Below are 26,313 nucleotides of genomic sequence, written 5' to 3' on the forward strand. Positions count from 1 at the left end.
CCCAAGCCGAAAATGGTGGTGTGCCCCACCTGCAACGGGCCCAGCGTGTACGCGCCTGACAATCGCTTCCGGCCGTTTTGCAGCGAGCGCTGCAAGAACGTGGATTTGGGTGCGTGGGCGAGCGAAGGATTTCGGCTGCCCGCTGATGCACCGCCTGACGATCAGGTTTACGGCGACGCCAAATTGCAATAGTTGCCAGACGATGCGGCTATAAGAATCAAGGAGGAGGGAAATGATGCGTTCAACACACATTCGCCGCGCAGTCGCTTTGCTGGGAACCGCGGCTTTGCTTCTTGGCGTGGCAACCAGTCCCGCAGTAGCTGGTTCGAACAAAAGCAAGAAAACGAAAACGCCTTCTCAGGCTAAAAGCGTCAAGTTCATTCCCGGCTCGCAAGAGTCGCCCAAGGATCGGGCGACCCGGCTCAAGCGGGAGTGCAAAGGCGGGGTGAATGCAGGGGCTTGCACGGGATACACCCGCTAGTCACGCGCCGCGCCTGGCGGGCTGTCCGTGAAAGGGGGGGCCGCCTCAGGCCGCGGGCGTGCCCAACATCTGCTGCAACTCACCATTCTGGTACATCTCCATCATGATGTCCGAGCCGCCGACAAACTCTCCTTTGACATAAAGCTGGGGAATCGTCGGCCAGTTGCTGTATTCCTTGATGCCGTGGCGGATTTCTTCATCTTCCAGTACGTTTACGGTCTCTGGCTTGTTCACGCCGCAGGCCTTGAGCACCTGGATCGCGCGGCCTGAAAAACCGCACATGGGGAACTGGGCCGTGCCTTTCATGAAGAGCACCACGTCACTGGATTTGACGATCTGGTCAATGCGTTGTTGGGTATCGCTCATTTGGAGTCCTTTGGGTGGAGCCATGCACCGCCAGCATCTTTGGCGGGCCTGACCATCTGTAAGTGGGGATCAAACTGAAAAATCTAGTGCTTGATTATCCTGCGGTTTGCCCTAGCCGTCCTGGCGGCCCAGATGTCGCCCGCCCGAACATCGCTTGATGCCGGCGAGGTCGCACCGGCTCTGCACATCGAGGAAGCCGGTTTGGCGCAACAGCTCGCACACAGCCTCAGCCTGGTCGTATCCATGCTCCAGGAGCAGCCAGCCTCCGGGTTGCAGGTAGCCCTGAGCGCGCGCCACGATCTGCCGAATATCGCTCAGGCCGTCAGCTCCAGCGGTCAGCGCCGTCTGGGGCTCATGCATCAAGGCGATCAAATGGGGGTCATCGTCCGCCACATACGGTGGATTGCTGACAATCAGGTGAAAGTGGCCGCTTACATTTGCAAACCAGTTGCTTTCCATGAAGTGAACATCCAGCCCATGTTGCAAGGCGTTTGCAAGGGCCACGGCAAGGGCTTGGGAGCTGGCATCGACAGCCGTGACGTCCCAGGAGGGCATGTTCTTTTTCAGGGCCAGTGCGATGGCACCGCTGCCGGTTCCGAGGTCCAGCAATCGGGCAGAAGCGTTTGTATCGGCTTCGGCCGCGCATTGCAGAGCCCATTCGACCAGGGTCTCGGTGTCGGGCCGCGGCACGAGCACCCGCGCATCAACCCATAACTTCAGACCAAAAAATTCCTGGTGGCCGACGATGTAGGCCAGCGGCTCGCCGCCGGCGCGGCGCTGACTTAACTGCCGGTACTCCCGGTCCACATCCTCGGACAACACATCCTGGTCATGCGAGGTCAGCCAGGCCCTGTCGGTGGCGGGTTTGCCCAAAGCGTGCAGGAGCAGCAACTGGGCGTCCAGGCGCTCCAGGCCCAGGGTTTGGGCCGCAGACAGGGCTTGGGTGCAGGTGAGGGAGGTCAAGAATGAAACCCGATGCGATTCAATGCACTATGAAATAAGTAGCAAACTATTGCCGTTGTTAAAGGGCCAAGTGCCACTTTCTTTGTATAAATCCGCCGCCTCAGCCATTTGAGGCCGTTTCCAGTTCTGCTAGCAGTTCGGCGCCGCGCGCCACCTGGAGGGCGGTCACCACGTCGTCCAGGTCGCCTTCCATGATGGTCAGCAGTTTGTACAACGTGAGGTTGATGCGGTGGTCGGTCAGCCGTCCCTGTGGAAAGTTATAGGTGCGTATGCGGTCGCTGCGGTCGCCGCTGCCTATCAGTCCCTTGCGGGTGGCGGCATCTTTGGCAGCCCGTTCAGACCGGTCTTTTTCATGGATGCGGGCGGTCAGCACCTTGAGCGCCTGCGCCTTGTTGCTGTGCTGGCTACGGCCGTCCTGGCATTCGGCCACGATGCCGGTGGGCAGGTGGGTGATGCGCACCGCGGAGTCGGTTTTGTTGATGTGCTGGCCGCCTGCGCCGCTGGCCCGGTAGGTGTCTATGCGCAGGTCCGACGGATTGATCTGGATCGCCACCGCCTCGTCTGGCTCGGGCAGCACGGCCACCGTGCAGGCGCTGGTGTGGATGCGGCCCTGGGTTTCGGTAGCTGGGACACGCTGCACGCGGTGGCCCCCTGACTCAAAACGCAGCTTGCCGTACACGCCAACGCCCGTGCCATCAAGCGGGCCCTCCACACGTAACACCACCTCCTTGTAGCCACCCAGTTCGCTGGGCGACTCGCTGATGATTTCACTGCGCCAGCCCATGCGCTCGGCATACCGGGTGTAGAGCCGGAACAAGTCACCGGCAAACAGCGCGGACTCGTCGCCACCGGTGCCCGCGCGGATCTCGATAAAAGCCGGGCGCGCATCGTCCGGGTCTTTCGGAATCAACATTAATTGCAACGCTTCGTCGAGGCGGATGATGTCGGCCTGCGCGAGGGTGATTTCTTCTTCGGCCATTGCAGCCATTTCGGGGTCGTCCTTGGCTTCTGCCAACATGGTTTGCGCACTGTTCAGGTCGGCCTCGCGCGCCGTCAGTTGCTGGTACTGGGTAACCACCACACTGGCCTCGGAGTGCTCGCGCGTCAGGCTGCGAAAGCGGTCCATGTTGCTGACCACGTCGCTGGCCGACAGCAGGGCGTCGAGCTCATGCAAGCGGAAGATCTGGCGGTCCAGGGTTTGGCGGAGAAAAGGTTTCATCGGAAAGAGCAGAAATTTCGGTTTTGATTGTCATGCCGGGCTTGACCCGGCATCCATGGTGGCGCGGTGCGATGCGGGTGGGCTCACGGACATGGATGCAGGACTGGCCCACAAAAAAATCGGTGGACGCCAAAGCCCGGCCCCGCGGCAGCAAGAGCGGCGCTAACGCTCCCGTTGGTCTTTAGGCAGATCGCCGCGCAGGAACAGGCGTGATACGGCTTTTTCGGTGGCTTCGCGGCTGTGCACATCACCCGCGCGCAACTCGGCCAGTGCACCATGCAGCATTTTTTGTGTCAGGCCACGCGACAATGCGTCAAGCACTGCGTCAACCGGCTCACCTTTTGCGAGCAGCTTTTTGGCTCTCGCAATTTCGGCCGCGCGCCACTCGTCTGTTTGTGCGTTCAGCTGCTGAATCAAAGGCACGGTGCGTCGTTGCCCCAGCCAGTGCATGAAATTCTGCACGCCCGCGTCAATAATCACCTCGGCTTGCGCTACGGCGGCTTGGCGGTTGTCCTTGCCGGTCTGCACCACCTGGGCCAGGTCGTCCACCGTGTACAGGTAGATATCCGGCAAACCCTTGACCTCGGGCTCGATGTCGCGCGGCACGGCCAGGTCCACCATGAACATCGGGCGGTGTTTGCGCAGCTTGACGGCGCGTTCTACCGCGCCCAGGCCAATGATGGGTAACGTGCTGGCGGTGCAACTGATCACCGCGTCAAACTCATGCAGACGGCTTGGCAGATCCGCCAGACGCATGACCTCGGCGCCAAAGCGGCTGGCCAGCTTTTCGCCGCGTTCCAGCGTGCGGTTGGCCACGGTCATGGTTTTTGGTTTTTTGGCAGCAAAGTGGGTGGCGGCCAGGTCAATCATCTCGCCAGCGCCGACAAATAACACACGGATATCGCCCAGGTCTTCAAACAACTGACCCGCCAAGCGCACGGAAGCCGCCGCCATGCTGATACTGTGCGCGCCTATCTCGGTGCTGGTGCGAACTTCTTTGGCCACGGCAAACGAGCGCTGAAACAGCTGGTGCAGCGTGCTGCCCATGGCGCCGGCGTCTTCGGCGGCGCGCACCGCGTCTTTCATCTGTCCCAGAATCTGCGGCTCGCCGAGAACCATCGAATCCAGCCCGCTGGCGACCCGAAAAGCGTGGCGCGCGGCGTGGTCGTCTTCCAGCGTGTAGGCATGGTCGCGCAACAGGCCCGGTGATACGCCGCCGTGGTGCGCCAGCCATTCCAGGGTGTGGTTCAGGTCGGGTCTGTCGCCAGCGCAGTAGATCTCGGTGCGGTTGCAGGTGGACAGCAGCGTCGCTTCGGGTTGGCGCGCCAGCGATTCGCGCAAGCCCCTGAGCGTGGGCTCAATCTGGTCCAGCGCAAAGGCAAACCGGCCACGCAAATCGAGCGGGGCAGTGGTATGGTTGATGCCTAAGGCCCAGACTGACATCTGAGGATTATAAAATTGAAGGGGTGGTCAAAGGTTGACAATTGTTCAATCACCTTCATTTCGATCTCTACCGTGGCTGCACGGCCCATAGCGTCCGCTTTCCATGACCGCACTTAACCTCACCAATCAGTTGCTCAATTTCCTGGCTCCTGCGGCATTTGTTGCGCTGGTCATGGTGCTGCTTGGCAGGTTTTTCGCCCGGTTTTTCAAGACAAAACGGCAGTTTGCCCTTTCCATACGGCAACAATTTGCTATCGTTTTTGTAGTGTCTGCGGTGCTCCTGCTCGCCGGTCTGGTGATTTTTGGGCGCGACGGCAAGATGGCGAGTTACACCTTGCTGGTGTTGGGCGCGGCAACATGCCAGTGGGTTTTGTTGCGGGGCTGGAGGGCCTAGAAGCGCTGGGAACCTGGTCCTATTGAAAGAGCTGCCGTGTCAGGAGATAAAGCGTCATGGCGAGCAAAAGCGCCGCTCTTTGTCTTTGTTCTAGCCTGGCGCCACGTGACAGGCGACACAGAGCTTGTTTCCATCCGGATCCCTGAAGTAAGCGCCGTAGTAGTGCTCGTGGTACTGGGGCCTCAGGCCGGGTGGGCCTTCTGATGTACCGCCGTTGGCAAGCGCCACGGCGTAGGCATTGTCAACAACAGCTCGACTCTCTGCAAGGAACGCAATCATTTGACCGTTGCCGCGCTCATGCGATTGCCCGTCATGTGGCTTGCCAATGAGGAACAGCGGCCTCGGATCAGGCGCCGATTGCCAACCCGCCCAAGGCCGCTCCGGATCGCAGAAGCGAGGTTTGATGCCGAGCGCGGCCATCACGGGGTTGTAGAACGCAAGAGCGCGATTGAAGTCGGTGACGCCGACAAAGGTGTGTGAGAACACGGTGTGCTTTCGAGGGAGGGTGGCCCAGCGACTAACGCCGGAGATCGTCGTACCGCAACCGTTGCGGCGAAGCCGCCTTCGGCAGTTGTGGGTCTGATTCGAGCGACCAGTTGGAGCGTTCAGTTAACCACAGCACAACTTGCTCCAGAACAATTTACGCTGCATCCCCAGTGCCGGCCACAGATCTCGGGCTTGACCAGCTTCCTTGGAAAGAACAGCATCACTTTCGGCTGACCTATTGGACAAGCCCACATTTCTGGGGATTGATGCCCCTCCCGATATGTCTGCATGACATGCAGGTCGCGCAAGTCAAGTCTCGCGTTCCGTACCGCAGGCAGCAACGAAATGGTGTGCGTGAGGTCTCGGGACATCTCCTCCACAGATTTGGACTTCACTGAAACGATCGCGGAATACAGTGGCACATCAGGCGGCACAGCGCTCATCAGGGTTTCGAGAGCCTTGGACCCTGCCGCGGTGGGGGAAGCACCGTCGAACTCGATGCAGGCATGGAGTGAAATGTTGACTGACGGTGGACCAATGACGTCGGCGGCTGCTGTTCCGACGAGAACAAGTCCGAGGGCGAGTAGAAGAAGGCGCAGGTGCATGAGCTCTAAGGCAATTTAGACCGCAAAACCTGCGGTATAACTTGGCGACTGCGGTTTAACCTGAACATCGAAACCTCCCGTAAGCAGCTTGCCTGCTGCGTTTGCAGGTACCCTTGCTGTCTATATTTGTTTAGGCACAAAAATTTCTTGAAACCCGGCAAGGCCGGGCCGGTAGCTGCACTATAACTTCAGCCTCTTCCGGGCTGCCTTTTACCGGTGTCATCGTCGTCACTGCTGCATGCTTCGCTGGGTGGCTTGCAGCTCACTACGTTTTTTATAGCAAACTATTCCCGCCGTTAAAGGGCAGGCTGGCTATTTGATTCGAAAATGTCTCCGTATTGATGTCGTGGGAGGTAATTTCGCTGATGATTAGGAGCCAAATCGGCACCTTGCCCTTTAGCGACGGAAATAGTTTGCTATTCAAATAGGAGTGAACGCATGAATCCCGGGATCAAGTCCGGGGTGACAGCGTGGCACGCCGCTTATCCGCGCTGCTGAAACTTTTCGATCCGCTCGCCGGTGCGAGACAGCAGGTACCACCATTCACCCTCATCCTCGCGGTAGGTGCGTACAGCGCCGGCGCGCACCAGGATTTTTCGCAGCTCGTCGTCTTCAAAGCCGCCCAGGTGTTTTTTGAGAACGTCAAAAGACCGGTCGGTAAAGCTTTTATGGCTCAAAAAATGGCGCGCCGTTTCTTCGGCCATGTATTCGGTTTTGTACTGCTGCTGCAGCGCCTTGATTTGGTGTTTGAACTGCTGGCGGTTCACCGCAAAGGTGACCAGCCCGCCCACCAGGGTGCCCAGCAGGGTGAACATTGGTGTCAAAAGATTGGCTTCCATGGTGCCTTTGATGTGGAGGTTGATTTGCGGGCTATTGTGCCGAATCCCACGCCCTGCCTGCTTGTGGACATATTGACGGCAGATTGTTTTTGACCTTGTCTGCATTTTTGGGTAACCTGATCTGTCCCGGCAGGTGGGCATGTTTCGTGTCTCGCCCGCCTTTCATCCAACATATTTTTGGGAGCATTTCATGGAAAACACCAGCAAAGACAAATTGATCACTGACATGAAAGTGGTGTTGTCCGATGTGGAAGACCTGCTCAAGTCTGCCGCTGCGTCCACTGGCGACACCGCGCTGGCGCTGCGGGAAAAAGCCTCTGTCAAGCTCAAAGTAGCGACCGAAAAGCTGACAGGTTTGCAGGAGGCGGCGCTGCTCAAAGGCAAAGAGGCTGCCAAAGTGACGGATGAATACGTTCATTCCAACCCTTGGAAGGCGGTCGGTGTGGCGGCAGCGGCCGGCTTTCTGGTTGGCTTGTTGATGAACCGCAGGTAGCCGGGACTGACGCCGAATGACCAGCCAGTCTGACCCAGAACACCCGCCCCGCCTCTTTGCGTCACTGCGACAACTGCTCACTACAGTGACGGGCATGGCGCATACCCGTCTGGCGTTGGCGGGGCTGGAGCTTGAGGAGGAATTGCAGCGCTTGATAGGCCTTATGCTGGGCGTGTTGGGCGTGCTGGTGTTTGGCATGCTGGGGCTGGTGATGCTGACGCTGGCGGTGGTGCTGGCTGTTGATCCGGGGCAACGCGTCGCAGTGCTCGCCCTGTTCGCCGTGGCCTACCTCGGTGCTGGGGGCTGGGCCTTGTGGCGTATCAAGCGTGAGTTGGCGACCAGACCGCCGTTTCTGCAAGCCACACTGGCAGAGATGGCCAAAGACAGCGATGCCTTGCACGCCGCAACGCACAAGGAGCCTTCGCCATGAGGGACGCAGCAACCGAGCGCGCATTGAGAAAGCAGTTGTTGCTGATGCGCGCTGCCACGGAACGAGCCGAAATGGCTGAAGCCTGGGGCGCTGCGCGACAAGCGGTGACTTTCCCCAAAATGGCCGTTTCTGGACTGGCCTTGTTTAAAGGGATTCCGCTCGCCTTGTCGCTGCTCAAGCGCTTGCCGCTGATCAAGCCGGTGTTGCTGCTGGCTTTGTCGGGCGCGCGCCGTCCTTTACTCAAGTACGCACTGGTCGCTGCGGCTACGGGCCTGCTGGCGTGGAAGGGTTACCAGTGGTTTATCCGTCGGCATGACGAATTGTCAGAGCAGGGGGATGAGGCAGAGGGGCCGGGGGGGTGAACAGGATGTCATTGCGGGCTTGACCCGCAATCCATGCTACGCTGACTTCTTACGTTTGCGGCATGCCAGCATGGATCCCGGATCTCGTCCGGGATGACAGCCGGGGACAGGCTGCTGAGCTAATCCTGCTCAAATTTCCAGGTTGTCTATGAGGCGCGTGGTGCCGAGCTTGGCGGCGCCCAGAACCACCAGCGGCGCTGCTGCATCGCTGGCTTCCGGTGGCAGCAAATCAGTGCGGCGCCGCACCGTCAGGTAGTCGGGTTTCCAGCCGCGCGCGGCGAGAGCTTGCATGGCGTTCTCTTCAAGTTGCTCCCTGTCGCCGATGGGGCCCGACTTGACCGCCGCGCCCAGCGCTTTTAATGCCTGAGACAACTGCACGGCTTCCGCACGCTCTTGCTCATTCAGGTATCCATTGCGCGATGACAATGCCAAGCCGTCAGCCGCGCGCAGCGTGTCACCACCAACAATCTCGATCGGCAGGGCAAACTGCTGCACCAGGCGCCTGATGATCATTTGTTGCTGGTAGTCTTTTTTGCCGAACATGGCCACGCCTGCGGGCTTGCCGGCAAACACGCACATGAAGAGCTTCATGACCACCGTGCTAACGCCAACAAAAAAACCGGGCCGAAAGTGGCCTTCCAGAATATTGGCCAGCTCGGCGGGCGGGTGCACCTTGTAGGTTTGCGGCTCCGGGTAAAGATCCGTCTCCCGCGGCGCAAACAGCACATCACAGCCGGCTGCCTCCAGCTTGCTGCAGTCTGCTTCCCAGGTACGGGGGTAGGTGTCAAAGTCCTCATGCGGCGCAAACTGCAGGCGGTTCACAAAGATGCTCGCCACCGTCACGTCGCCTAGGGGCTTGGCCTGCTTTACAAGTGCGATGTGGCCGTCGTGCAGGTTGCCCATGGTGGCCACAAAAGCGGGGCGTTGAAAAGGAGCCAGCGCTGTGCGCAGGTCGGCAATGGTATGAACGATCTTCATGTTGAGATCACCAGGCGTGAATTGCGTCCACGGGAAAACGGCCCTCTTTGACGGCTTTGACATAGGCCTGCATGGCGCCGCGCACGCTGTTTTCTTCGGCCAGGAAGTTGTGCACAAACTTGGCCATTTTCCCCAGGTTCATGCCCAGCATGTCATGCAACACCAGCACCTGGCCGGCCGTACCGACGCCCGCCCCAATGCCAATGGTCGCGCAGTGGGTGAGTTCTTTTGTCAGCGTTGCTGACAGCGCGGCCGGCACCATTTCCAGCACCACCATTGCGGCGCCAGCGTCTTGCAGTGCATGGGCGTGGGCTCTCAGTGTCGTGGCGGCTTCATCAGATTTCCCCTGCACGCGGTAACCGCCCAGCGAGTGAACTGTTTGCGGTGTCAGGCCCAGGTGCGCGCAGACCGGGATGCCGCGCTCCACCAGAAAACGCACGGTGTCCGCCGTCCAGCCGCCGCCTTCGAGCTTGACCATGTGGGCGCCTGCCTGCATCAGCACCACGGCGCTGCGCAGGGCTTGTTCTTTTGACTCGTGGTAACTGCCAAAAGGCAGATCGGAAATCAGCCAGGCGGTGGCCTGTGCCCGGTGCAGTCCGCGTGAAACGCCTTCAGTGTGGTGGCGCATGGCTTCCAGAGACACGCCCACGGTACTGGCCAAGCCCTGGCAGACCATGCCGAGCGAGTCGCCAACCAGAATACATTCGACGCCCGCAGAATCTGCCACAGCGGCGAAGGTCGCGTCGTAGGCGGTCAGCATGGTGATTTTGTCGCCCTGTGCATGCATTTCGCGCAGGCGCGGCAGGCTGATGGGCTTGCGTGAAGCAGGTGGCGGTACTGCTGGCAGTGTGCCGTAGGGGCTTGCGGCTGGGGCGGTCATGCCTGCACTCCCGGGGCTGAGCGGGTCATGCCCAAACGCTGCAACAACGCGACGTCGGCGCTGGTGTCCGGGTTGCCGGTGGTGAGCAGCTTGTCGCCATAAAAGATGGAGTTGGCCCCGGCCAGAAAACACAGGGCCTGCACCGCGTCGCCCATTTGCTGGCGACCGGCCGACAGGCGCACACGCGCTGTCGGCATGGTGATGCGCGCCACCGCGATGGTGCGCACAAATTCAAACGGGTCCAGGTCGGCTTGATCAGCCAGTGGCGTGCCCTGCACCTTGACCAGGTTGTTGATAGGTACCGACTCGGGGTAGGGCGTCAAGTTGGCCAACTGGGCGACCAGCCCCGCGCGCTGGCGCCGGGTTTCACCCATGCCCACAATGCCGCCGCAGCAAACCTTGACGCCCGCGCTACGCACGCGCTGCAGGGTGTCAAGCCTGTCCTGGTACTCGCGTGTGGTGATGATGTCGCCATAAAAATCGGGCGCGCTGTCCAGGTTGTGGTTGTAGTAGTCCAGGCCCGCGCTTTGCAGCGTCTGTGCATGGCCGTCTTCCAGCATGCCCAGGGTGGCGCAGGTCTCCATGCCCAAAGCCTTGACGGTGCGCACCAGCTCGGCAACTTTTTCAATGTCGCGGTCTTTGGGCGCGCGCCAGGCCGCACCCATGCAAAAGCGGGTGGCGCCGGCGTCTTTGGCGCGCTGCGCAGCCACGCGCACTTCTTCAGGCGCCATCAGCTTGGTGGCTTCCACGCCGGTGTCAAAGCGGGCTGCTTGCGGACAGTAGTTGCAGTCCTCAGGGCAGCCCCCGGTTTTGACGGACAGCAGGGTCGCGAATTCGACCCGACTGGCGTCGAAGTTTTCTCTGTGAACGGTTTGCGCCCTATGCATCAGTTCGGGGAAAGGCAAGTCAAACAGCGCTTCGATGGCGTCGACACTCCAGCGCACGGGCGACGGGGCCGGGCTGGCCTGGCGAGGGCGGTGCAGGCTGATGGGTTGATCTAAAACGCTGGACATGTGGTTTCCTTGCAAAGCGATACCTGTGTTGTACCTGTTTATCAGTCCGATTGGCGCTGCAATCCCGATGGGTGGGCCAGTCTAGCCCAATGCTGGCCCGACGTTGCTCAGCGGACCTGTACCGGAATGCTGGCGCGCTCTTCCTTGATGCGGTTGTCCGCATCAACAAACACCAGTTTCGGTTTGAAGCTGGCCACCTGGTCTGCCGGCAACTGACCGAAGGCCGCGATGATGATCAGGTCGCCAGGCGCAGCGTGGCGCGCCGCAGAGCCGTTGACCGAGATGGTGCCGCTGCCGCGCTGGGCGCGGATGGCGTAGGTGACGAAGCGCGCGCCATTGTTGATGTTCCAGATGTGGACCTGTTCAAACTCGGCAATGTCCGAGGCGTCCAGCAGGTCGTCGTCGATGGCGCAGGAGCCTTCGTAGTGCAATTCGCACTGGGTCACCGTGGCGCGGTGGATTTTTCCGGCTAATAAAGTGCGTTGCATGGTGGTCTTGAATTCAAACAGTGGGCGAAAGGGTCGATTTTGGCAGAAGCGGTGCTTCCACCCGCGGCAAACGTCTGCCGTCGTGTATTGCCTGTTGAAGTTGCGCGACGGCCGCCTCCGGTGACGCGGCTGCGGTGATGGCGCTGATCACCGCCACGCCAGCTGCGCCGCATTGCGCCGCCTGCTCGGTGCGTAGCGCGTCCATGCCGGCAATGCCCACCACCGGAGTGGGCAGTAACTTGCACCAGTAGGCCAGGTTGTCGTTGCCCTGCGGAATCCACGGCATGGCCTTGGCCTGAGTGGGATGGATGGGGCCGCACGCGATATAACTGGGACGCAGAGCCCAGGCGCGGCAGACTTCCCAGTAGGCGTGGGTGCTGATGCCCAGCCGCAAACCGGCTTTTTTTATCGCACTGAGATCGGCGACATGCAGGTCTTCCTGGCCCAGGTGCACGCCGTATGCGCCTTCTTCGACAGCTATTTGCCAGTGGTCATTGATGAACAGCTGCGCGCCTGCGGCCGTGGCGGCGGCAATGCTCTGGCGAACTTGATGGCGAATCAACTCGCTTTGTTCGGGGTGGCCCGAGTCCTTGATGCGGAGTTGTACTGTGCGTACACCGGCGGTCACCACCCGCTTTACCCACGCGGCGCTGTCCACCACCGCATACAGGCCCAGGTCCGCATCACTGAGGGGGGCAAAACCGCTGACCGTGGTGGGCTGTGGCAGGCTGAAATGCGGCAGGTTGCGGATCTGCTGCGCAAAGTCAGGGCGGCTCACCTTGTGGTCCCGCGGGTCGCCGTGGTGCAAGGCGTGGCTGTTGGCCATGCATCCCAGCACAATGGCTTCCATCGCCACAAAACCTGAGGCAAGGGCGGCTTCAGCAGCGGCAAGAAAAACGGGCGACACCGGCCCCCTTGCATCGAGCCAGCCTTGCGCTTGCCGTGTATGTGCGTACATCTCTTCATCGCTGAGGATGACCAACTCCTGCCCCGAGCGTGCCTGCAAGACGCTTGCGCCCAGTTCGATGGCATCACGCGTGTCCAGCGTGGGAACGCCAAGCAGTTTCGATGCTTCTTCGCCTGACAGACAGAGCAACACACGTCCCGCGGATGGGGGCAGGGGCTGGCCTTTCATCAGCGCTTGCAACTGCGCTGCGTTGGCTGCAGTCGTCCAGACCTCGGTTTGGCGTGGGGCATTCATAGGGTGAAAGGCCGGCCTGTGACCGGCGTGGAAGCCACGGCCATGTCCTGCTGCGCCATGATGCCGGCCTCGTAGGCGAGACGACCGGATTCAATGCCCAGCTTGAAAGCCCGCGCCATTTGAACCGGATCGCGCGCATGGGCCACTGCAGAGTTCAGCAATACGGCGTCATAACCCAGCTCCATGGCCTGCACCGCGTCGGCGGGCGAGCCAATACCGGCGTCCACCACCAGCGGCACACCCGGCAGGCGCGAGCGCAGCGTACGCAAGGCCCAAGGGTTGATCAGGCCCTGGCCAGAGCCAATCGGCGCGCCCCAAGGCATCAGAATGCGGCAACCTGCATCAAGCAGGCGCTGGCAGGTGACCAGATCGTCGGTGCAGTAGGGAAACACTTCAAAGCCATCCCGCGCGAGCTCGTTCGCGGCGGCTACCAGCTCAAAGGGGTCGGGTTGAAGCGTGTGTTCATCACCCACCACTTCCAGTTTGATCCAGTTGGTGTCAAACAACTCGCGCGCCATTTGCGAGAGGGCCACGGCTTCACGCGCGCTGCGGCAGCCGGCTGTGTTGGGCAGCAGGCGCGCGCCGCTGGCCTGGATGAGTTTAAAAAATTCGTTTTGTGTTCCCCCGCCTGCAGCAAGCTGCCGCTTCAGACCAACGGTAACGACTTCTGCCCCCGATGCTGCAATGGCTTGCTGCAAAACCTGTGGAGACGGGTAGCCGGAAGTGCCGAGGAAAAAACGGCTTCCCAGTACGGTGTCTGCAATCGTAAAAGACATGTCTAGCCTCCGGTGATGGCTTGAAAGGTGAAGACGGCATCGCCGTCAGTCAATACGGTGGTTGCACGCGCGCCACGTGCAACAAAATCGCCATTGAGGGCAGTGGCGAAGGTTTGCGCGGGCTGGTCGTCGCCCTCAAATACATCGGCGAGGGTGCTGCCGTCTGGCACCTGTCTTTCTTCGCCGTTCACTGTGATGGTGATGTTGCTCATGAGCTATATGTCATTCCCGGCTTGACCGGCAATCCATGCTGGCGGGCCCCGACGCTGGTTCATGTGGCATGGATCCCCGATCAGGTCGGGATGACACGCCGAGTGGGGCGCGAGGTTTTCCATTGCTTGCTCAACCAGTGCAGGCGCGATCAGCCAGCCGTGGCGAAACAGGCCATTAATCTGCACCAGCCCCGGCTCTTGCACGAGTCGTGGCAAATTGTCGGGCAAAGCCGGGCGCAGGTTTGTTTCGGTATGTACGATGCGCGCCTCGGCAAGGCCGGGCATGATGCTGTGCGCCGCAGCCAGCAGCTCCACCATGCTGCGCAGCGAGATCGGTGAGCGGTCTTCGCTTTCAATTTCACTGGCTCCCACCACGATGTGGTCGCCTTCGCGTGGCACCAGGTAAACCCGGTGCCGGGGATGCAGCAGGCGCACTGGCCGCTGCAGGGCGACGCCGGGCGCGTGCAGCCAGATGATTTCGCCGCGCACGCCACGCACATCACGACCCAGGCATTCGCCGCTGTCTCCAGCAGTCCGAGCGCCGGTTCCGCGTACATCAAACACGCAGTCGAAGTGGTGAACCTTGCCTGCGATGTGGATTTCGCCCGCAGCCAGACGCTGCACGGCCACACCCCAATGCCACACCGCGCCCTTCGCTGTGGCGGTGTCAGCCAGTGCTGTCATGGCCGGCACCGTGTGGATGTGCCCTTCGTGCGGAAGCAGCCAGGCATGGGCCGCGCCATGCATGTCGGGCTCTAGTCCTGCCAGCTCAGCCATGGTCAGCGCTGTGGGTGCATGCCCTGCCGGTGCTTTGTGCAACAGCAGGTCTACCACGCGCTTTGCCGCACCCTCATCACCGCGATGCGCCAGCAGCAGGCTGCCGCGCTGCTGCAGCTCCACCGGCAGTCCTAGCGCAGCCACGATGCCGGGCCACAGCGCGAGCGAACGCAGGCCCAGTTCAAACACATTGGCGTCAGCGGATTCCAGCTCGGCAGTGGGGCTGAGCATGCCCGCCGCCGTCCAGCCCGCCGCATAAGGTGTCCTTGAATCAACAGGCGGCAGCGGCCCCGGCGCGGGGTCAAAGACCTCCACCGTGTGGCCAGCGCGCGTCAGCTCAAAGGCCAGCAGCCTTCCGAGCAAACCCGCGCCAGCGATGCCGATGTGCATGATTTGTCTCAGGCCTTGTGGATGGGGATGTAGATCTCGCTGCCGCCTTCGCGGAACTCGGCGGATTTTTCATCCATGCCCTGGGTCAGCGCGGCGGCTTCGTCCAGCCCCTGTTGCGCCGCAAATTCGCGCACTTCCTGGCTGATTTTCATGGAGCAGAACTTTGGCCCGCACATGGAGCAGAAATGCGCCACTTTGCTGACTTCCTTGGGCAGGGTTTCGTCATGAAACTCGCGCGCAGTGTCAGGGTCCAGCGACAGGTTGAACTGGTCGTGCCAGCGGAATTCAAAGCGCGCTTTTGAAAGCGCCTCGTCGCGCGCCCGCGAAGTGGGGTGGCCTTTGGCCACGTCGGCGGCATGCGCGGCAATCTTGTAGGCAATGATGCCCTGCTTGACGTCCTTGCTGTCGGGCAGGCCCAGGTGTTCCTTGGGCGTGACGTAGCACAGCATGGCGGTGCCAAACCAGCCAATCATCGCCGCGCCAATCGCGCTGGAGATGTGGTCGTAACCGGGGGAGATGTCGATGGTCAGCGGGCCGAGGGTGTAGAAGGGCGCTTCGTGGCAGTGTTTGAGTTGCTCTTCCATGTTGGCCTGGATCATGTGCATGGGCACGTGGCCAGGGCCTTCGATCATGGTTTGCACGTCGTGCTTCCACGCGATCTTTGTCAGCTCGCCCAAGGTGCGCAGTTCGGCAAACTGCGCTTCGTCGTTAGCGTCCGCACCGGAGCCAGGCCGCAGGCCATCACCCAGCGAGAAGCTCACGTCATAGGCCTTCATGATCTCGCAGATGTCTTCGAAGTGCGTGTACAGAAAGTTTTCCTTGTGGTGCGACATGCACCACTTGGCCAGGATGGAGCCGCCGCGCGAGACGATGCCGGTGCGGCGCTTGGCCGTCATCGGGATAAATGGCAGGCGCACACCGGCGTGAATGGTGAAGTAGTCCACACCTTGCTCCGCCTGCTCGATCAGTGTGTCGCGATAGATTTCCCAGGTCAGGTCTTCGGCCACGCCGCCGACTTTTTCCAGCGCCTGGTAAATCGGCACCGTGCCGATGGGTACCGGCGAGTTGCGGATGATCCAGTCGCGGGTGGTGTGGATGTTTTTGCCGGTGGACAAATCCATCACGTTGTCTGCGCCCCAGCGGATGGCCCAGACCAGTTTTTCAACTTCTTCCTCGATGCTGGAGGTGACCGCCGAGTTGCCGATGTTGGCGTTGATCTTGACCAGGAAGTTGCGGCCAATGATCATGGGCTCGACTTCGGGGTGGTTGATGTTGGCGGGAATGATGGCCCGGCCACGCGCCACTTCGTCGCGCACAAACTCCGGTGTCACAAACTCGGGCAGCTGAGCGCCCATCGGGTTGCCGCGCAGGCGCTGCGCGCGCTCTGCGTCACCCAGGTATTCGCTCATCCATTCACGCTTGCTGTTTTCGCGCAGCGCGATGTATTCCATCTCGGGGGTGATGATGCCGCGGCGTGCGTAGTGCATCTGACTCACGTTAGCGCCGGCCTTGGCGCGGCGCGGTGTGCGTTGCAGGCCCGCGGCCTGGGCGCGCAGGGCGGCAATGCGCTGGGCTTCAGGATCCGAGGGGTCGGTGCGGTCTTCACGGCGGGTGCCATCGTCTACGGCTTGCGCGGCGCGGCCTGCGTAAATTTCGGTGTCGCCGCGCGCTTCAATCCACGGCGTGCGCAGGGCTTCGAGCCCGCGCCGCACATCAATGTCTGCCGTCGGGTCGGTGTAGGGTCCGGATGTGTCGTACAGCGTGGCGGACTCGCCATTGCTCAGCGAAACTTCGCGCATGGGCACGCGAATGTCGGCATGTGTTTGTCCGGGGACATAAATTTTGCGCGAGGCTGGAAATGGCTCGCGGGTCAGGGACAGCAGCTGGGCAAATTTGTCGGGGGCGTTCATCGGGGCATCCTTTTGGTGTAGCTCTACACAAAGTGCTCCGAAGGTGCGGCCAAAACCAGTGCTGTGGTTATGGTCAGTGACTGCAACCCGGAGGCAGCAGTCAGCTCTTCTTACGTCGGTACGAACCGATTCAAGTTCACGGGTTTGGTTTGGCCATCTCAGCTGCAAGGCCACAATGGCCCGGCAGCACCCCGGAGCCATTGCATTCTAGTCCACGAGGTCTTTGGGGGCCCATTTTCATATGGTGGTGGTAACGCGCTATGCTTGCCGCCACCCCCGCTGAAATCACGCTAAAAAAATGAATAACGTATTTGACTTTTCTCCCTCCAGCATCGCTGCGCTTGCCCTGGCAGACGTTGACCGCGCACTGGCCGAAGACATTGGTGCTGGCGATCTGACCGCCGGCCTGATCAACTCAGAGCGACGCAGCCACGCCCGCGTGCTGGCACGGGAAGGCGCCGTTATTTGCGGTGTGCCCTGGGCTGAAGCGACGCTGCAGCGACTGGACCCCAAGGCAGAGCTGATCTGGCACGTGCGGGATGGCGAGACCTGCGAGCCCAACCAGGTGGTGCTGGAGATCAAGGGGCAATCACGCGCCATTCTCAGCGGCGAGCGCACCGTGCTTAATTTTCTGCAGGTGCTCAGCGCTGTTGCCACCAAGACCGCGACGTATGTTCAGCTTGTGCAAAGCGTGCCGGGCAATCGGGCAAAGATCGTTGACACCCGCAAAACCCTGCCCGGCCTGCGGCTGGCGCAAAAATACGCCGTTCGCTGCGGAGGCGGCAGCAATCACCGCATCGGACTTTATGACGCTGTGCTCATCAAGGAGAACCACATTGCGGCGGCAGGCGGCGTAACCGCCGTGTTGCAGCGCACCGCTGAAGTGGCGCAAGCAGCCAGCTTTGTAGAGATCGAAGTTGAAACCCTGGACCAGTTGAACGAGGCGCTGGGAGCGGGGGCAAAGATGGTGTTGCTGGACAACATGGACCTGACGCAACTGCGCGAAGCGGTGCGCATCACGGCTGGCCGCGCCATTCTTGAAGTCTCCGGCGGTGTGAGCCTGGACACGGTTGCCGGCATTGCTGCCACGGGTGTGGACCGCATCTCCATTGGTGCCTTGACCAAAGACGTCAAGGCGATTGATTTTTCCATGCGTTTTCAGGAACTGTAAGCTGGTCATGACAACAACAACTTCTCCCACTGTTCACCCATTGGTTCGGGTTGACTATGAGCAGCCAGCGTGCCCAACCCGCCACGCCTGGGCACGTGTGCCCGTGGAGCCTCCGCCAGACCAGCGTGTAGCGCTCAAGGCGCAGATCCGTGAACTGCTCAAGGCGCGCAACGCCGTCATGGTGTCGCACTACTACGTGCATCCGGACCTGCAGGATCTGGCCGAAGAAACCGGCGGCATTGTCAGTGACTCGCTGGAGATGGCGCGTTTTGGCCGCGACCATGCAGCGACCACTTTGGTGGTTTCCGGTGTGAGGTTTATGGGCGAAACCGCGAAAATTCTCTCGCCTGAAAAACGCGTGTTGATGCCAGACCTGGAAGCGACCTGCTCGCTGGACCTGGGCTGCCCGGTTGATGAGTTCTCAGCGTTTTGTGATGCCCACCCGGACCGCACCGTGGTGGTGTACGCCAACACCAGCGCTGCCGTCAAGGCGCGCGCTGACTGGCTGGTCACCTCTAGCTGCGCTCTCGACATCGTGCGGGCACTAAAGGACCAGGGCCAAAAAGTTTTGTGGGCACCCGACAAACACCTGGGTGACTACATCCGGCGTGAAACCGGTGCCGACATGCTGATGTGGAACGGAAGCTGCATCGTGCACGACGAATTCAAAGCCTTCGAGCTTGAAGCTTTAAAAAAGGAGCACCCCAAGGCCAAAGTGCTGGTGCACCCTGAGTCGCCGGCGGATGTGATTGCGCTGGCTGACGCCGTGGGTTCGACTTCGGCCATCTTGCGGGCGGCGCAGGAAATGGATGCGCGCGAATTTATTGTTGCCACCGATAACGGCATGATGCACAAGCTGCGCACCCTCAATCCGGGCAAAGTGTTTATCGAGGCACCAACCTCTGGCGAAAGCGCCACCTGCAAGAGTTGCGCGCATTGCCCCTGGATGGCGATGAACGGCCTCGCCGGTCTGGCGCATGCTTTGCAAACCATGGGGCCCGAGGTCCAGGTGGATCCTGCGCTGGGGCTTAGGGCACGGTTGCCCATAGACAGGATGCTGGCGTTTACGGCGGCGTTGAAAGCTGGCCAGCCTGTTGGGGGATTGGTTCCGCGGATTGGGGCGGCTTAGTAGGGGCTTTGTCATCCCGGACTTGATCCGGGATCCATGCTCGCGATCCTTCTGTCTTTGCTTCGAGCTTTGGTAGTGTGCCTGCTAGCCGGGGGTAGCCCGGCGGCTACTCACTTTCTTTTGCTTCGCCAAAAGAAAGTAAGCAAAGAAAAGGCGACGCCGCTGTCTGCGTCCCCTGCGCTTCGCTCCGGGGCAACCTGCGGTGCTCGGTCCAGCCGGGGTCTGACACAAACTCGCCTTCGGCTCAAACAAGTGTCAGCCCTCATCCGGCTGAACCTCCGCTCCTCGGCGCATACAGAAGGGGTGGGGAACGGAGTCGGGAGCGGGCTCCGGCAAGGACGCGCTTTGCGCGGCCTTGCCTCCCCGAATTGGGTTTTGTATTGGTTTTGCCCTTCTCCCCCAACCCCGTCGGGCCGGGCCGAGGAGCGCAGGTCAAAGCGGATCAGGGCTCGCAGCTGTCTGAGCCGAAGGCGAGTTCTGCGAGACCCCGCTTTTACCGAGCACCGCAGGTTGCCCGTAGCGAAGCGGAGGGACCCGGACCATCGGGTCGCCTTCTCTTTGCTTACTTTCTCTTGGCGAAGCAAGAGAAAGTGAGTCGCCCGCCGGGGCGAGACCCGGCTTGCAGGCAAACCCAACCATCCCGAAGAAAAACTACTAAGAGCCCCGCCGCTCAGGCGGTACCAGAACAGTCGGCACCCCCACCGAGTCCGTCTGCGGATAATCCCGACTGAAATGCAAGCCCCGGCTCTCGTGGCGGGATTGTGCTGAGCGCACGATCAGCTCTGCGACCTGCACCAGATTGCGCAGCTCCAGCAAGTCGCGCGTGACGTGGAAGTTGGCGTAAAACTCCTGAATCTCGCTCTGCAGCAGTTCAATACGGTGAGCAGCCCGCTCAAGCCGCTTGTTGGTTCGCACGATGCCCACGTAGTTCCACATCAGGCGCCGCAACTCGTCCCAGTTGTGGGAAATCACCACCTGTTCGTCCGCGTCGGTCACCTGGCTGTCATCCCAGGGTTTCAAACGGATTTGTTGATCTTTTTGGCCGTCCGCCTTTTGATGACGGGCGGGAGGTGCTACTGATTTAATAGCGTCTGACGCCTGCTGCGCAAACACCACGCACTCGACCAGCGAGTTGCTCGCCAGCCGGTTGGCGCCGTGCAAGCCTGTGTAGGCGGTCTCGCCAGCGGCATAAAGATTTGTGATGTCGGTGCGGCCAGCCAGGTCGGTCAGCACGCCGCCGCAGGTGTAGTGCGCGGCTGGCACGACTGGTATGGGCTGGCGTGCGATGTCAATGCCCAGTGACAAACAGCGCGCGTGGATGGTTGGAAAGTGCTCCCGCACAAACGCCTCGCCTTTGTGCGAGATGTCCAGGTACACACAATCAACGCCGTGCTTTTTCATTTCGAAGTCAATTGCGCGGGCCACAACATCGCGTGGTGCCAGCTCGGCGCGTTCGTCATGCTCGGGCATGAAGCGGGTACCGCCTGCGGATTCGGGCAGCCTGAGGATGCCGCCTTCACCGCGCACCGCTTCACTGATCAGAAATGACTTTGCGTCCGGGTGGTACAGGCAAGTGGGGTGAAACTGGATGAACTCCATGTTGCCGATGCGGCAACCCGCGCGCCAGGCCGCCGCAATGCCGTCACCCGTGGCGGTGTCGGGGTTGCTGGTGTAGAGGTAAACCTTGCCCGCGCCACCCGTGGCCAGCACGGTATGCCCGGCTGCAAAGGTGTGAACGGTGCTGCCGCCTGCGCGGCCGTCCAGTGCATACAGGCCGACGCAGCTTGCCTTGCCGCTTGCCGGATCGTTTTGCACGATCAGGTCAACCAGAGTGGTATGTTCAAACACCTGAATGTTGGGGTGAGCCAGCACCGAGGCGATGAGCGCTTTCTGCACCACGGCGCCGGTGGCATCTGTAGCATGCACAATGCGTCTGTGGCTGTGGCCGCCCTCGCGGGTCAGGTGCAGTGCCTGCGCCTCGTGCGTGAAAACCACGCCTTGCGCCTGCAGCCAGGCAATCGCGGCTGGCGCGCCTTCCACCACCTGCGCCGTTGCTGCGTCATCAGAAAGCCAGCCGCCGGCGACCTGGGTGTCATGAATATGGTGCTCAAAGCTGTCGCCTTTTTCGCCTTCTTCCAGCACGGCAGCAATACCGCCTTGCGCCCAGCCGCTTGAGCCGTCGCTCATGGTCCGCTTGGTCAGTACTGCCACAAGGTGTGTATCCGCCAATTGCAATGCAGCGGTCAAGCCTGCGAGGCCGCTGCCAACAATCAGTACGTCGAAGTTGTATTGCATCGCCCCAGGGGCGGTGGCAGTCCCGTCGGCGGCGACATGGGTTGCACGGTCAGGCATGGGGGCGATCATTTTTTCCCTTGAAACTTGGCAGGGTGTGCCGATTGTTCACACGGAGGATCAACCAGCCGCCCCGCATGGGGAATATGGAGGGTCAAAAATCCTTGTCTCTTGGGGGGATTATCCGGCAGAGACCTATGTGTCTCGGTGGGCCCGGGGATGCATCGGAAACAGGACCAGCGTCGCGTTTGCGCCTGCAGGGTGTAGGGCACAACGGGAGGGCTTCGACGCTGGGTAACCTCGATTGCTAATGCCAGGCCGGGTCGTCTCCCCACGCCAGGCCAAGGAGGCTCGGCGCTGCGTCATTTAGCCGCCCGTCAGTATCCACAGCAGTGCTTGACTTTGTCCACCACCATAAAGGGCACGCCCTGGGCGTGCGCTGAGCCGACAATCCATGAAGCTCGACCGAAGACCTCTCTCGACACAGGTATTGACCGAAAGGTGCACGTTTCCCTGCGAGCAGGGCTCCGGGGCGACGCGCTACGGAACGAACCTCGTTGGTGAGTAGGATTCGCTGCTGCTGTGTTGGTCGCGATCATCGCCACCAGCCCAGGCATACCAAGCCTGCACGGCCAGCGATTTAAATGCCGGGCGCCGAGAGTTTCCTGAAACTGAGGCGTACCTGTGCGTTATGCCTGTACCTCAAACTAGTTGCGCCCGGCTTTGGGAGCGTAGCGGGGCGCCACATATGGTGGAGGTGGGACGAACGGGGGAGGAGGCGCCACCACTACCTCCTCTTCTGCCAGGGAGAGGAAAATATCAGGGGTATCAAAAAAAGTGGTGGGCAAAAATAGGCCGATAGGCGCAAGGCTCGCCACTACAGTTGAAGCCGGTGCAACGGTGGTTGAGACCGGCCGCACGGTGGTTGAAGCCGGTGCAACGGTGGCCAGAAGGGCTGCCGCTTCGGCTGCCGTAATCGTCCCGAGTGTCCTGCCGACTATCGGGGCGCAGCATGAAGCCGGAAGGGCGAACCGGCTGGCGTTGGCCCCGCCCAGTCTGTAGCCCGTGAACGTTACGATTTTGTTGGTGCCTACCTCGGCACTGTTGAAGACGGCGGTACTGCCAGGATCGGCAATCAAGCTTACATCTGGCGGATTGCCTTTAAGCGAAACAAGGGTTGCGGAGGTGGTCCCGTCGAAAGGCTTGGTCACTTCAGGAAACACCAGCATGCGCTGGGTCAGGGTGCTGTCGGTCAGAATAAACTGCGGCGAGTAGTCTGTGGGCGTAGAGTAAGAGGTTGGGTTGTAATTAATGGTGACGGGCGCGTTCGGGCCGGTCACGGTGGGTCGGTTTGCGCCGCTGACATTGAGAATGACCGTGCCGCCGGCCACGCCAGGTCCGGTTCCGTCGGTGTCCGCCGTGAGGGTCAGGCCGAGTGGCAGGCCAAGGCTGCGCGAAGGAATCGAAGTGCCTCGTGTCAGCGTGATCTTCGCATTGACGATCACATCATTGGCGGCACACATCATGAGGTTGCCGTCGGTAACCGTGATAGTGGCATTCTGGTTCACATTGCGACCGGCACTCAGGGAGGCGCTTCCGCGGACCATAGTGATGGGCGCGTTCACGTTGATATCTCGACCGCAGCACACCACCAGGTTACCCTCAGTGGCGGAGATGGCGGCGTTGATGTTCACGTCCCGGTCCGCCGTCAGGGTCAAGGTGGTCGGCGTTCCCGCGGCCGTCCATTCCACCGCACCATTGACAAAAATATCTCCGTTGCCGGGTCCAGGTGCCGTCGTGATGTTCACGTTATTGTTCACCAGCTGCGCAGCAAGCGTTGTATTGGAGATGTTGCCGCCGGGGCCGATTATGAAGTCCTGTGGGTCGATCAACCAGGTGCCCATCAGCCCCCAAGGCGCGTTGGTTGTGACACGCACGTCTTCCCGAACGATGACCTTTGCTGCAGAAGTATCGATAAACCCGCCGTTGCCGCCGTTGGGCGCGCTGGCATCCAGTGTGCCGCCTACGCTCATCGTGCCCGTGGTCATGTCGCCCAGCAATAAAATCGTGCCGTCGCGGCTGCCTATGGTCTGTGCCTGAATCACACCGGTATTGTTCACCGCTGTGTGCAGCAGATCACCTGCCGCTTGGGCGGTCAGCAGGACACGACCGCCATCTGCGCGGATCATGCCGCCGTTTTCAACCAATGCGTTGACCGCACCCTGGGCCACCGACACACGGAGCAATCCGTCGCCCGCCAGGTCCAGTGTGGCCGCTTGCCCACCGACCAGTGCCACGCTTCCCAGTTGCGCATTGATCACGCCCTGATTGCTGACCGTTTTGCCCATCAAGGCCACATGTCCGCCATTGACTGCGTTGATCGTGCCCTGGTTCACAACAGATCCGTTTCCGGCATCGGAAAAGCTGTAGTCGCCGGACATGAATTTGGCGTCGCTCAAGCTCATGGTGGAGGCTACCAAGCCACCCACATTGACTTGTGCACCGCTGCCGAATAGGACGCCATTCGGGTTCAGCAGGAAGACCCTGCCGTTGGCCGACAAATTGCCCATGATGCTTGACGCTTCGGTCCCCAGAACGCGGTTGAGTGCCACCGAGGTGCTGCCGGGCTGCACAAACTGCACGGTTTGCCCGGCACCTATGCCAAAGCTTTGCCAGTTGATCACCGCGTTGGATGTGGACTGGTTAATCGTTGTGGTCGATCCCGTGGTGCTAATGGTGGCCGAGCCGGCTGCAACCGCGCCGTTGGTGGGCAGGGCATGGGCCATGGTCCCGAAAGTCAGCATCAAACAGGCTGACAACAGATTCACGGCGAATCGGGACGGGCGTGCTCCACCATCAACGCAGCTCGATTTGTCCCGGCTTTTGCCTCCGGCGTTCTCGGCGACGGCTACGCAGGTGCCCGAACTCGCGCTCCAAATGGTTCTGTAAATGCGGTTCATAAGGGTTCCTTCAGCTTGTTCGTTACAGGAGTGGGCGGTCTGCCGGGCTTAGAAATACTTGACGGCCTGAATCCAGAACCGTCCGGATTTGTCTGGCGCGGCGGTGGCGGCGGAGTCACCAATCTTGCGACCGTAGTAGGTCCTGATCGCAAAATTGTCGGTTTCGACCCAGGTCAGGCCGATGCCGAAGGCGCCGAGATTGCGGTGGTTGTTGCCAGCCACCCAGGGATTTTTGTTAATGGTCACGCTGCCGCCATCCACGAAGCCAATCAGGTGAAGCTGTCCGGGAAGTTTTTCCGGTTTTGGCAGCAGCAGACGTGCTTCCAGGTTGACCAGATATCCCTGGTCACCCGGGGCTTCGCCTTGCGGGTAAGCCCTCACCCCATCCATGCCGCCCAGAGACATCTTCTCGGACGAGTCCAGGTTTTTGGAGGCCAGCTGTCCGTTGACACCTGCGAAAAGGGAAAGCGTGTCGGTTACGCGCTGCAGCCGGCTGGCATTAAAAGCGAGCTTGCCGTAAGAGCCGTTGGTGCGGGCGGTGACCGCATCCAAAGCCCGCGCGACCGGGGTTTCAATGTCCAGATTTCCAGCAGACAGCCCGAGCGAGAAGGCGCTGATGCCGCCCCCACCCAAGTTGTCTCTGTGGTTGCCATAGAGGCTTCCGGTGAGGACGTTCGCCTTCCTGTCGGTCACCGAGGGGATAACGTCGATGCGGTCCTGAAAAGTCCGATGGTCGAAGTTGAGGCCTGCGTTCAGGTTGGTGTTGCGTGATCGGATCAGCGGGTAGCTGCCGTAAACGCTGGCGACTTCTGCCGTGCCGTTGGCTTTCAGCGGCGCAAATTCCTTGCCCAGTTTATAGCCGAGCCGGCTGTAGGCCACACCCGCTGTGGCTTTGCCAAATTGCATCTGGTAAGACGCGCGGCCATAGTTGAGGCCCGAACCCGAGGTAATCGCCCGCAGGCTGAAGACATCGCCCTGGCCCAGCAGGTTGTTCAGGTTGACCGTACCGCCCAGGCGGTATTCCCCGGTGTAGTAGTTTCCGTTGTTGTCGAAGTCCACACTCCCGCTGACGCGCTTGCCGGGCGTGATGTCGACCACGAGGTCAGAGCTGCCAGGCGTGGCGCCGGGCACCAGGGTTGACTTGATGTTGACGCCTGGCAGGTCCGACAGCAACAGCAACCGGCTCTCCAGCGGGTCATTGGTGATAGCGTCGCCGTTGTTGATGCCGCTCAGAATGTTGAGGGCCAGAGCGTCTGACAGATTGGTCTGATTGTTGAGAACGATCTTGCCGTATCGCCCTTCGCTCACCGCAATGATGAGGGCGTTGTCTTTGGCGTCTTGCGCTGGCAGAAAAGCGCGGGCCACAAAGTAGCCGTTTTTCCGGTAGTGGTCGGTGATCCGGTCGGCCATAGCCTGCAGCTCGCCAAGTGTCAGTTCGGTGGAGGGCACAAAACCGGTGAGAGCCAGAAGCTCGGCTTCACTAAACACGCTTGAGCCCGTTACCTGTAGGCTTTTCACCAATATTTTTGCGGTACTTGGCGCCGATTTGGCCGGAGCCCCACCTTGCTGTATTCGAACTGCCGGCGCCGCCTTCTGGGGAGCGGGGACAGGGGGAAGCTGCTGGATCTGGCTTCCGGCGCCTGGAAGCTGTTGGGCCAGCACACTTTGGCTGAGTGTTAGCAAGGCTATCGGGAATATTTTGTTCTGCAGCATCAAGTTTCCTGGTTATAGATCGGATTCGGCCACCCGCATTTGCCGCTCGACGACTATTTCAACGTCATGTTGTATTAGCGCAGTGACATGCCTGATTCAGTGTAGGACAACGCCTCATGATATGACGCAGAAGTCAGCACTTGATCTAGGTCAATCCCTCCATTTCTTTGCAAAGCACCCTCACCAACGGGCTGGCGTAATCATGGGTTTGCTCCCGCGCTACGCTGGCTCCCCCCAGCGTCCGCCGAGGTGACTCCGGAAGTCAGGGGCCTTTTGCCGGCTTTCCCACGGTGTACTTGTTACACATCAGGATGTCTGGATGGCGGGCTGCGCTGTATGGTT

At 60.7% G+C, this 26,313-nt stretch carries 26 protein-coding genes and 1 riboswitch; of the genes, 8 read left to right on the forward strand and 18 right to left on the reverse strand.

From position 1 onward, the window contains the following. The first annotated feature begins 12 nt into the window (after positions 1 to 12). On the forward strand, positions 13 to 192 hold the full coding sequence (locus tag VE934_RS05375) for a DNA gyrase inhibitor YacG (protein ID WP_324885279.1): 180 nt from the start codon (positions 13 to 15) through the stop codon (positions 190 to 192). Positions 193 to 232: 40 nt separating this feature from the next. Beyond that, positions 233 to 481, forward strand: a complete 249-nt coding sequence (locus VE934_RS05380) for a hypothetical protein (RefSeq protein ID WP_324885088.1) — start codon at positions 233 to 235, stop codon at positions 479 to 481. 45 nt (positions 482 to 526) lie between these two features. On the opposite strand, the gene grxD is transcribed toward VE934_RS05380, so the two are convergent. From grxD to hemA, 4 genes are all read right to left on the reverse strand, one after another. Continuing rightward, a complete protein-coding gene (gene grxD / locus VE934_RS05385) occupies positions 527 to 847 on the reverse strand; it encodes a Grx4 family monothiol glutaredoxin (protein WP_324885090.1) in 321 nt (106 codons plus the stop codon). A 111-nt stretch (positions 848 to 958) separates the two neighbouring features. Beyond that, on the reverse strand, positions 959 to 1,810 hold the full coding sequence (gene prmC, locus VE934_RS05390) for a peptide chain release factor N(5)-glutamine methyltransferase (RefSeq protein ID WP_324885092.1): 852 nt from the start codon (positions 1,808 to 1,810) through the stop codon (positions 959 to 961). Positions 1,811 to 1,910: 100 nt separating this feature from the next. Beyond that, positions 1,911 to 3,029 carry a peptide chain release factor 1 gene (gene prfA, locus VE934_RS05395; RefSeq protein ID WP_324885094.1) on the reverse strand — a complete coding sequence of 373 codons (1,119 nt, stop codon included), beginning with the start codon at positions 3,027 to 3,029 and terminating at the stop codon, positions 1,911 to 1,913. Between the two features lie 162 nt (positions 3,030 to 3,191). Next, positions 3,192 to 4,472, reverse strand: a complete 1,281-nt coding sequence (gene hemA / locus VE934_RS05400; protein ID WP_324885096.1) for a glutamyl-tRNA reductase — start codon at positions 4,470 to 4,472, stop codon at positions 3,192 to 3,194. A gap of 103 nt (positions 4,473 to 4,575) precedes the next feature. On the opposite strand from hemA, the gene VE934_RS05405 reads away from it, so the two are divergent. Then, entirely contained in the window at positions 4,576 to 4,866 is a 291-nt protein-coding gene (locus tag VE934_RS05405) for a hypothetical protein (protein ID WP_324885098.1), read from the forward strand. Positions 4,867 to 4,956: 90 nt separating this feature from the next. Here VE934_RS05405 and VE934_RS05410 read toward each other — a convergent pair whose 3' ends face one another. Together VE934_RS05410 and VE934_RS05415 are read right to left on the reverse strand one after the other, a co-directional pair. Further along, entirely contained in the window at positions 4,957 to 5,352 is a 396-nt protein-coding gene (locus VE934_RS05410) for a VOC family protein (protein WP_324885100.1), read from the reverse strand. A gap of 1,087 nt (positions 5,353 to 6,439) precedes the next feature. Beyond that, positions 6,440 to 6,796, reverse strand: a complete 357-nt coding sequence (locus VE934_RS05415) for a hypothetical protein (RefSeq protein WP_324885102.1) — start codon at positions 6,794 to 6,796, stop codon at positions 6,440 to 6,442. Positions 6,797 to 6,986: 190 nt separating this feature from the next. Between VE934_RS05415 and VE934_RS05420 the strand changes: the two genes are divergently transcribed. Genes VE934_RS05420 through VE934_RS05430 form a run of 3 tightly spaced genes read left to right on the forward strand, consistent with a single transcriptional unit; the run spans position 6,987 to position 8,081 of the window. Next, positions 6,987 to 7,289, forward strand: coding sequence for a DUF883 family protein (locus VE934_RS05420; RefSeq protein WP_324885104.1), 303 nt, complete (start codon positions 6,987 to 6,989; stop codon positions 7,287 to 7,289). A 16-nt stretch (positions 7,290 to 7,305) separates the two neighbouring features. After that, the gene (locus VE934_RS05425) at positions 7,306 to 7,719 is read left to right on the forward strand and encodes a phage holin family protein (protein ID WP_324885106.1); all 414 of its coding nucleotides are present in this window, start codon (positions 7,306 to 7,308) and stop codon (positions 7,717 to 7,719) included. Further along, positions 7,716 to 8,081 (forward strand): hypothetical protein, encoded by a 366-nt coding sequence (locus VE934_RS05430; protein WP_324885108.1) that lies wholly within the window; start codon positions 7,716 to 7,718, stop codon positions 8,079 to 8,081. The genes VE934_RS05425 and VE934_RS05430 overlap by 4 nt, the downstream gene beginning before the upstream one ends. 129 nt (positions 8,082 to 8,210) lie before the next feature. On the opposite strand, the gene panC is transcribed toward VE934_RS05430, so the two are convergent. The 9 genes from panC to thiC all read right to left on the reverse strand — a co-directional run bounded on the left by panC (position 8,211) and on the right by thiC (position 16,706). Then, positions 8,211 to 9,059 carry a pantoate--beta-alanine ligase gene (panC, locus tag VE934_RS05435; protein WP_324885109.1) on the reverse strand — a complete coding sequence of 283 codons (849 nt, stop codon included), beginning with the start codon at positions 9,057 to 9,059 and terminating at the stop codon, positions 8,211 to 8,213. Positions 9,060 to 9,066: 7 nt separating this feature from the next. Next, complete coding sequence (gene panB, locus VE934_RS05440; protein WP_324885111.1) at positions 9,067 to 9,939, reverse strand: 3-methyl-2-oxobutanoate hydroxymethyltransferase; 873 nt, start codon at positions 9,937 to 9,939, stop codon at positions 9,067 to 9,069. Beyond that, positions 9,936 to 10,952, reverse strand: a complete 1,017-nt coding sequence (gene bioB, locus VE934_RS05445; RefSeq protein ID WP_324885114.1) for a biotin synthase BioB — start codon at positions 10,950 to 10,952, stop codon at positions 9,936 to 9,938. The genes panB and bioB overlap by 4 nt, the downstream gene beginning before the upstream one ends. 107 nt (positions 10,953 to 11,059) lie before the next feature. Beyond that, a complete protein-coding gene (gene panD, locus VE934_RS05450) occupies positions 11,060 to 11,440 on the reverse strand; it encodes an aspartate 1-decarboxylase (RefSeq protein WP_324885115.1) in 381 nt (126 codons plus the stop codon). Between the two features lie 13 nt (positions 11,441 to 11,453). Then, the gene (locus VE934_RS05455) at positions 11,454 to 12,641 is read right to left on the reverse strand and encodes a thiamine phosphate synthase (RefSeq protein ID WP_324885117.1); all 1,188 of its coding nucleotides are present in this window, start codon (positions 12,639 to 12,641) and stop codon (positions 11,454 to 11,456) included. Next, positions 12,638 to 13,417, reverse strand: a complete 780-nt coding sequence (locus VE934_RS05460; RefSeq protein ID WP_324885119.1) for a thiazole synthase — start codon at positions 13,415 to 13,417, stop codon at positions 12,638 to 12,640. The genes VE934_RS05455 and VE934_RS05460 overlap by 4 nt, the downstream gene beginning before the upstream one ends. A gap of 2 nt (positions 13,418 to 13,419) precedes the next feature. Continuing rightward, complete coding sequence (gene thiS / locus VE934_RS05465) at positions 13,420 to 13,629, reverse strand: sulfur carrier protein ThiS (protein WP_324885121.1); 210 nt, start codon at positions 13,627 to 13,629, stop codon at positions 13,420 to 13,422. 3 nt (positions 13,630 to 13,632) lie between these two features. Further along, on the reverse strand, positions 13,633 to 14,796 hold the full coding sequence (locus VE934_RS05470) for an FAD-dependent oxidoreductase (protein ID WP_324885123.1): 1,164 nt from the start codon (positions 14,794 to 14,796) through the stop codon (positions 13,633 to 13,635). Between the two features lie 8 nt (positions 14,797 to 14,804). Further along, positions 14,805 to 16,706, reverse strand: coding sequence for a phosphomethylpyrimidine synthase ThiC (thiC, locus tag VE934_RS05475; protein ID WP_324885125.1), 1,902 nt, complete (start codon positions 16,704 to 16,706; stop codon positions 14,805 to 14,807). 90 nt (positions 16,707 to 16,796) lie between these two features. Then, a riboswitch (TPP riboswitch) is annotated at positions 16,797 to 16,910 on the reverse strand. A gap of 94 nt (positions 16,911 to 17,004) precedes the next feature. Here thiC and nadC point away from each other — a divergent pair. Together nadC and nadA are read left to right on the forward strand one after the other, a co-directional pair. After that, positions 17,005 to 17,877, forward strand: a complete 873-nt coding sequence (nadC, locus tag VE934_RS05480) for a carboxylating nicotinate-nucleotide diphosphorylase (protein WP_324885127.1) — start codon at positions 17,005 to 17,007, stop codon at positions 17,875 to 17,877. Positions 17,878 to 17,884: 7 nt separating this feature from the next. Next, the gene (nadA, locus tag VE934_RS05485; RefSeq protein WP_324885129.1) at positions 17,885 to 19,006 is read left to right on the forward strand and encodes a quinolinate synthase NadA; all 1,122 of its coding nucleotides are present in this window, start codon (positions 17,885 to 17,887) and stop codon (positions 19,004 to 19,006) included. Between the two features lie 654 nt (positions 19,007 to 19,660). On the opposite strand, the gene nadB is transcribed toward nadA, so the two are convergent. The 3 genes from nadB to VE934_RS05500 form a co-directional block, all read right to left on the reverse strand. Continuing rightward, a complete protein-coding gene (gene nadB / locus VE934_RS05490; protein ID WP_324885281.1) occupies positions 19,661 to 21,301 on the reverse strand; it encodes an L-aspartate oxidase in 1,641 nt (546 codons plus the stop codon). Positions 21,302 to 22,005: 704 nt separating this feature from the next. Beyond that, on the reverse strand, positions 22,006 to 24,258 hold the full coding sequence (locus VE934_RS05495) for a filamentous hemagglutinin N-terminal domain-containing protein (protein ID WP_324885131.1): 2,253 nt from the start codon (positions 24,256 to 24,258) through the stop codon (positions 22,006 to 22,008). Positions 24,259 to 24,306: 48 nt separating this feature from the next. Continuing rightward, the gene (locus tag VE934_RS05500) at positions 24,307 to 25,776 is read right to left on the reverse strand and encodes a ShlB/FhaC/HecB family hemolysin secretion/activation protein (protein WP_324885133.1); all 1,470 of its coding nucleotides are present in this window, start codon (positions 25,774 to 25,776) and stop codon (positions 24,307 to 24,309) included. Positions 25,777 to 26,313: the final 537 nt, after the last annotated feature.

It is taken from the genome of Polaromonas sp., assembly GCF_035638815.1.
In the GTDB taxonomy this organism is placed as follows: Bacteria; Pseudomonadota; Gammaproteobacteria; order Burkholderiales; family Burkholderiaceae_C; genus Polaromonas.

Bases quoted from the DNA above. Each gene is read 5' to 3' on its own strand.
- VE934_RS05375 (WP_324885279.1), top strand. From the start codon at position 13: ATGGTGGTGTGCCCCACCTGCAACGGGCCCAGCGTGTACGCGCCTGAC.
- VE934_RS05380 (WP_324885088.1), top strand. From the start codon at position 233: ATGATGCGTTCAACACACATTCGCCGCGCAGTCGCTTTGCTGGGAACC.
- grxD (WP_324885090.1), bottom strand. From the start codon at position 847: ATGAGCGATACCCAACAACGCATTGACCAGATCGTCAAATCCAGTGAC.
- prfA (WP_324885094.1), bottom strand. From the start codon at position 3,029: ATGAAACCTTTTCTCCGCCAAACCCTGGACCGCCAGATCTTCCGCTTG.
- hemA (WP_324885096.1), bottom strand. From the start codon at position 4,472: ATGTCAGTCTGGGCCTTAGGCATCAACCATACCACTGCCCCGCTCGAT.
- VE934_RS05405 (WP_324885098.1), top strand. From the start codon at position 4,576: ATGACCGCACTTAACCTCACCAATCAGTTGCTCAATTTCCTGGCTCCT.
- VE934_RS05415 (WP_324885102.1), bottom strand. From the start codon at position 6,796: ATGGAAGCCAATCTTTTGACACCAATGTTCACCCTGCTGGGCACCCTG.
- VE934_RS05420 (WP_324885104.1), top strand. From the start codon at position 6,987: ATGGAAAACACCAGCAAAGACAAATTGATCACTGACATGAAAGTGGTG.
- VE934_RS05425 (WP_324885106.1), top strand. From the start codon at position 7,306: ATGACCAGCCAGTCTGACCCAGAACACCCGCCCCGCCTCTTTGCGTCA.
- VE934_RS05430 (WP_324885108.1), top strand. From the start codon at position 7,716: ATGAGGGACGCAGCAACCGAGCGCGCATTGAGAAAGCAGTTGTTGCTG.
- panC (WP_324885109.1), bottom strand. From the start codon at position 9,059: ATGAAGATCGTTCATACCATTGCCGACCTGCGCACAGCGCTGGCTCCT.
- panB (WP_324885111.1), bottom strand. From the start codon at position 9,939: ATGACCGCCCCAGCCGCAAGCCCCTACGGCACACTGCCAGCAGTACCG.
- bioB (WP_324885114.1), bottom strand. From the start codon at position 10,952: ATGTCCAGCGTTTTAGATCAACCCATCAGCCTGCACCGCCCTCGCCAG.
- panD (WP_324885115.1), bottom strand. From the start codon at position 11,440: ATGCAACGCACTTTATTAGCCGGAAAAATCCACCGCGCCACGGTGACC.
- VE934_RS05455 (WP_324885117.1), bottom strand. From the start codon at position 12,641: ATGAATGCCCCACGCCAAACCGAGGTCTGGACGACTGCAGCCAACGCA.
- VE934_RS05460 (WP_324885119.1), bottom strand. From the start codon at position 13,417: ATGTCTTTTACGATTGCAGACACCGTACTGGGAAGCCGTTTTTTCCTC.
- thiS (WP_324885121.1), bottom strand. From the start codon at position 13,629: ATGAGCAACATCACCATCACAGTGAACGGCGAAGAAAGACAGGTGCCA.
- VE934_RS05470 (WP_324885123.1), bottom strand. From the start codon at position 14,796: ATGCACATCGGCATCGCTGGCGCGGGTTTGCTCGGAAGGCTGCTGGCC.
- thiC (WP_324885125.1), bottom strand. From the start codon at position 16,706: ATGAACGCCCCCGACAAATTTGCCCAGCTGCTGTCCCTGACCCGCGAG.
- nadC (WP_324885127.1), top strand. From the start codon at position 17,005: ATGAATAACGTATTTGACTTTTCTCCCTCCAGCATCGCTGCGCTTGCC.
- nadA (WP_324885129.1), top strand. From the start codon at position 17,885: ATGACAACAACAACTTCTCCCACTGTTCACCCATTGGTTCGGGTTGAC.
- nadB (WP_324885281.1), bottom strand. From the start codon at position 21,301: ATGCAATACAACTTCGACGTACTGATTGTTGGCAGCGGCCTCGCAGGC.
- VE934_RS05495 (WP_324885131.1), bottom strand. From the start codon at position 24,258: ATGAACCGCATTTACAGAACCATTTGGAGCGCGAGTTCGGGCACCTGC.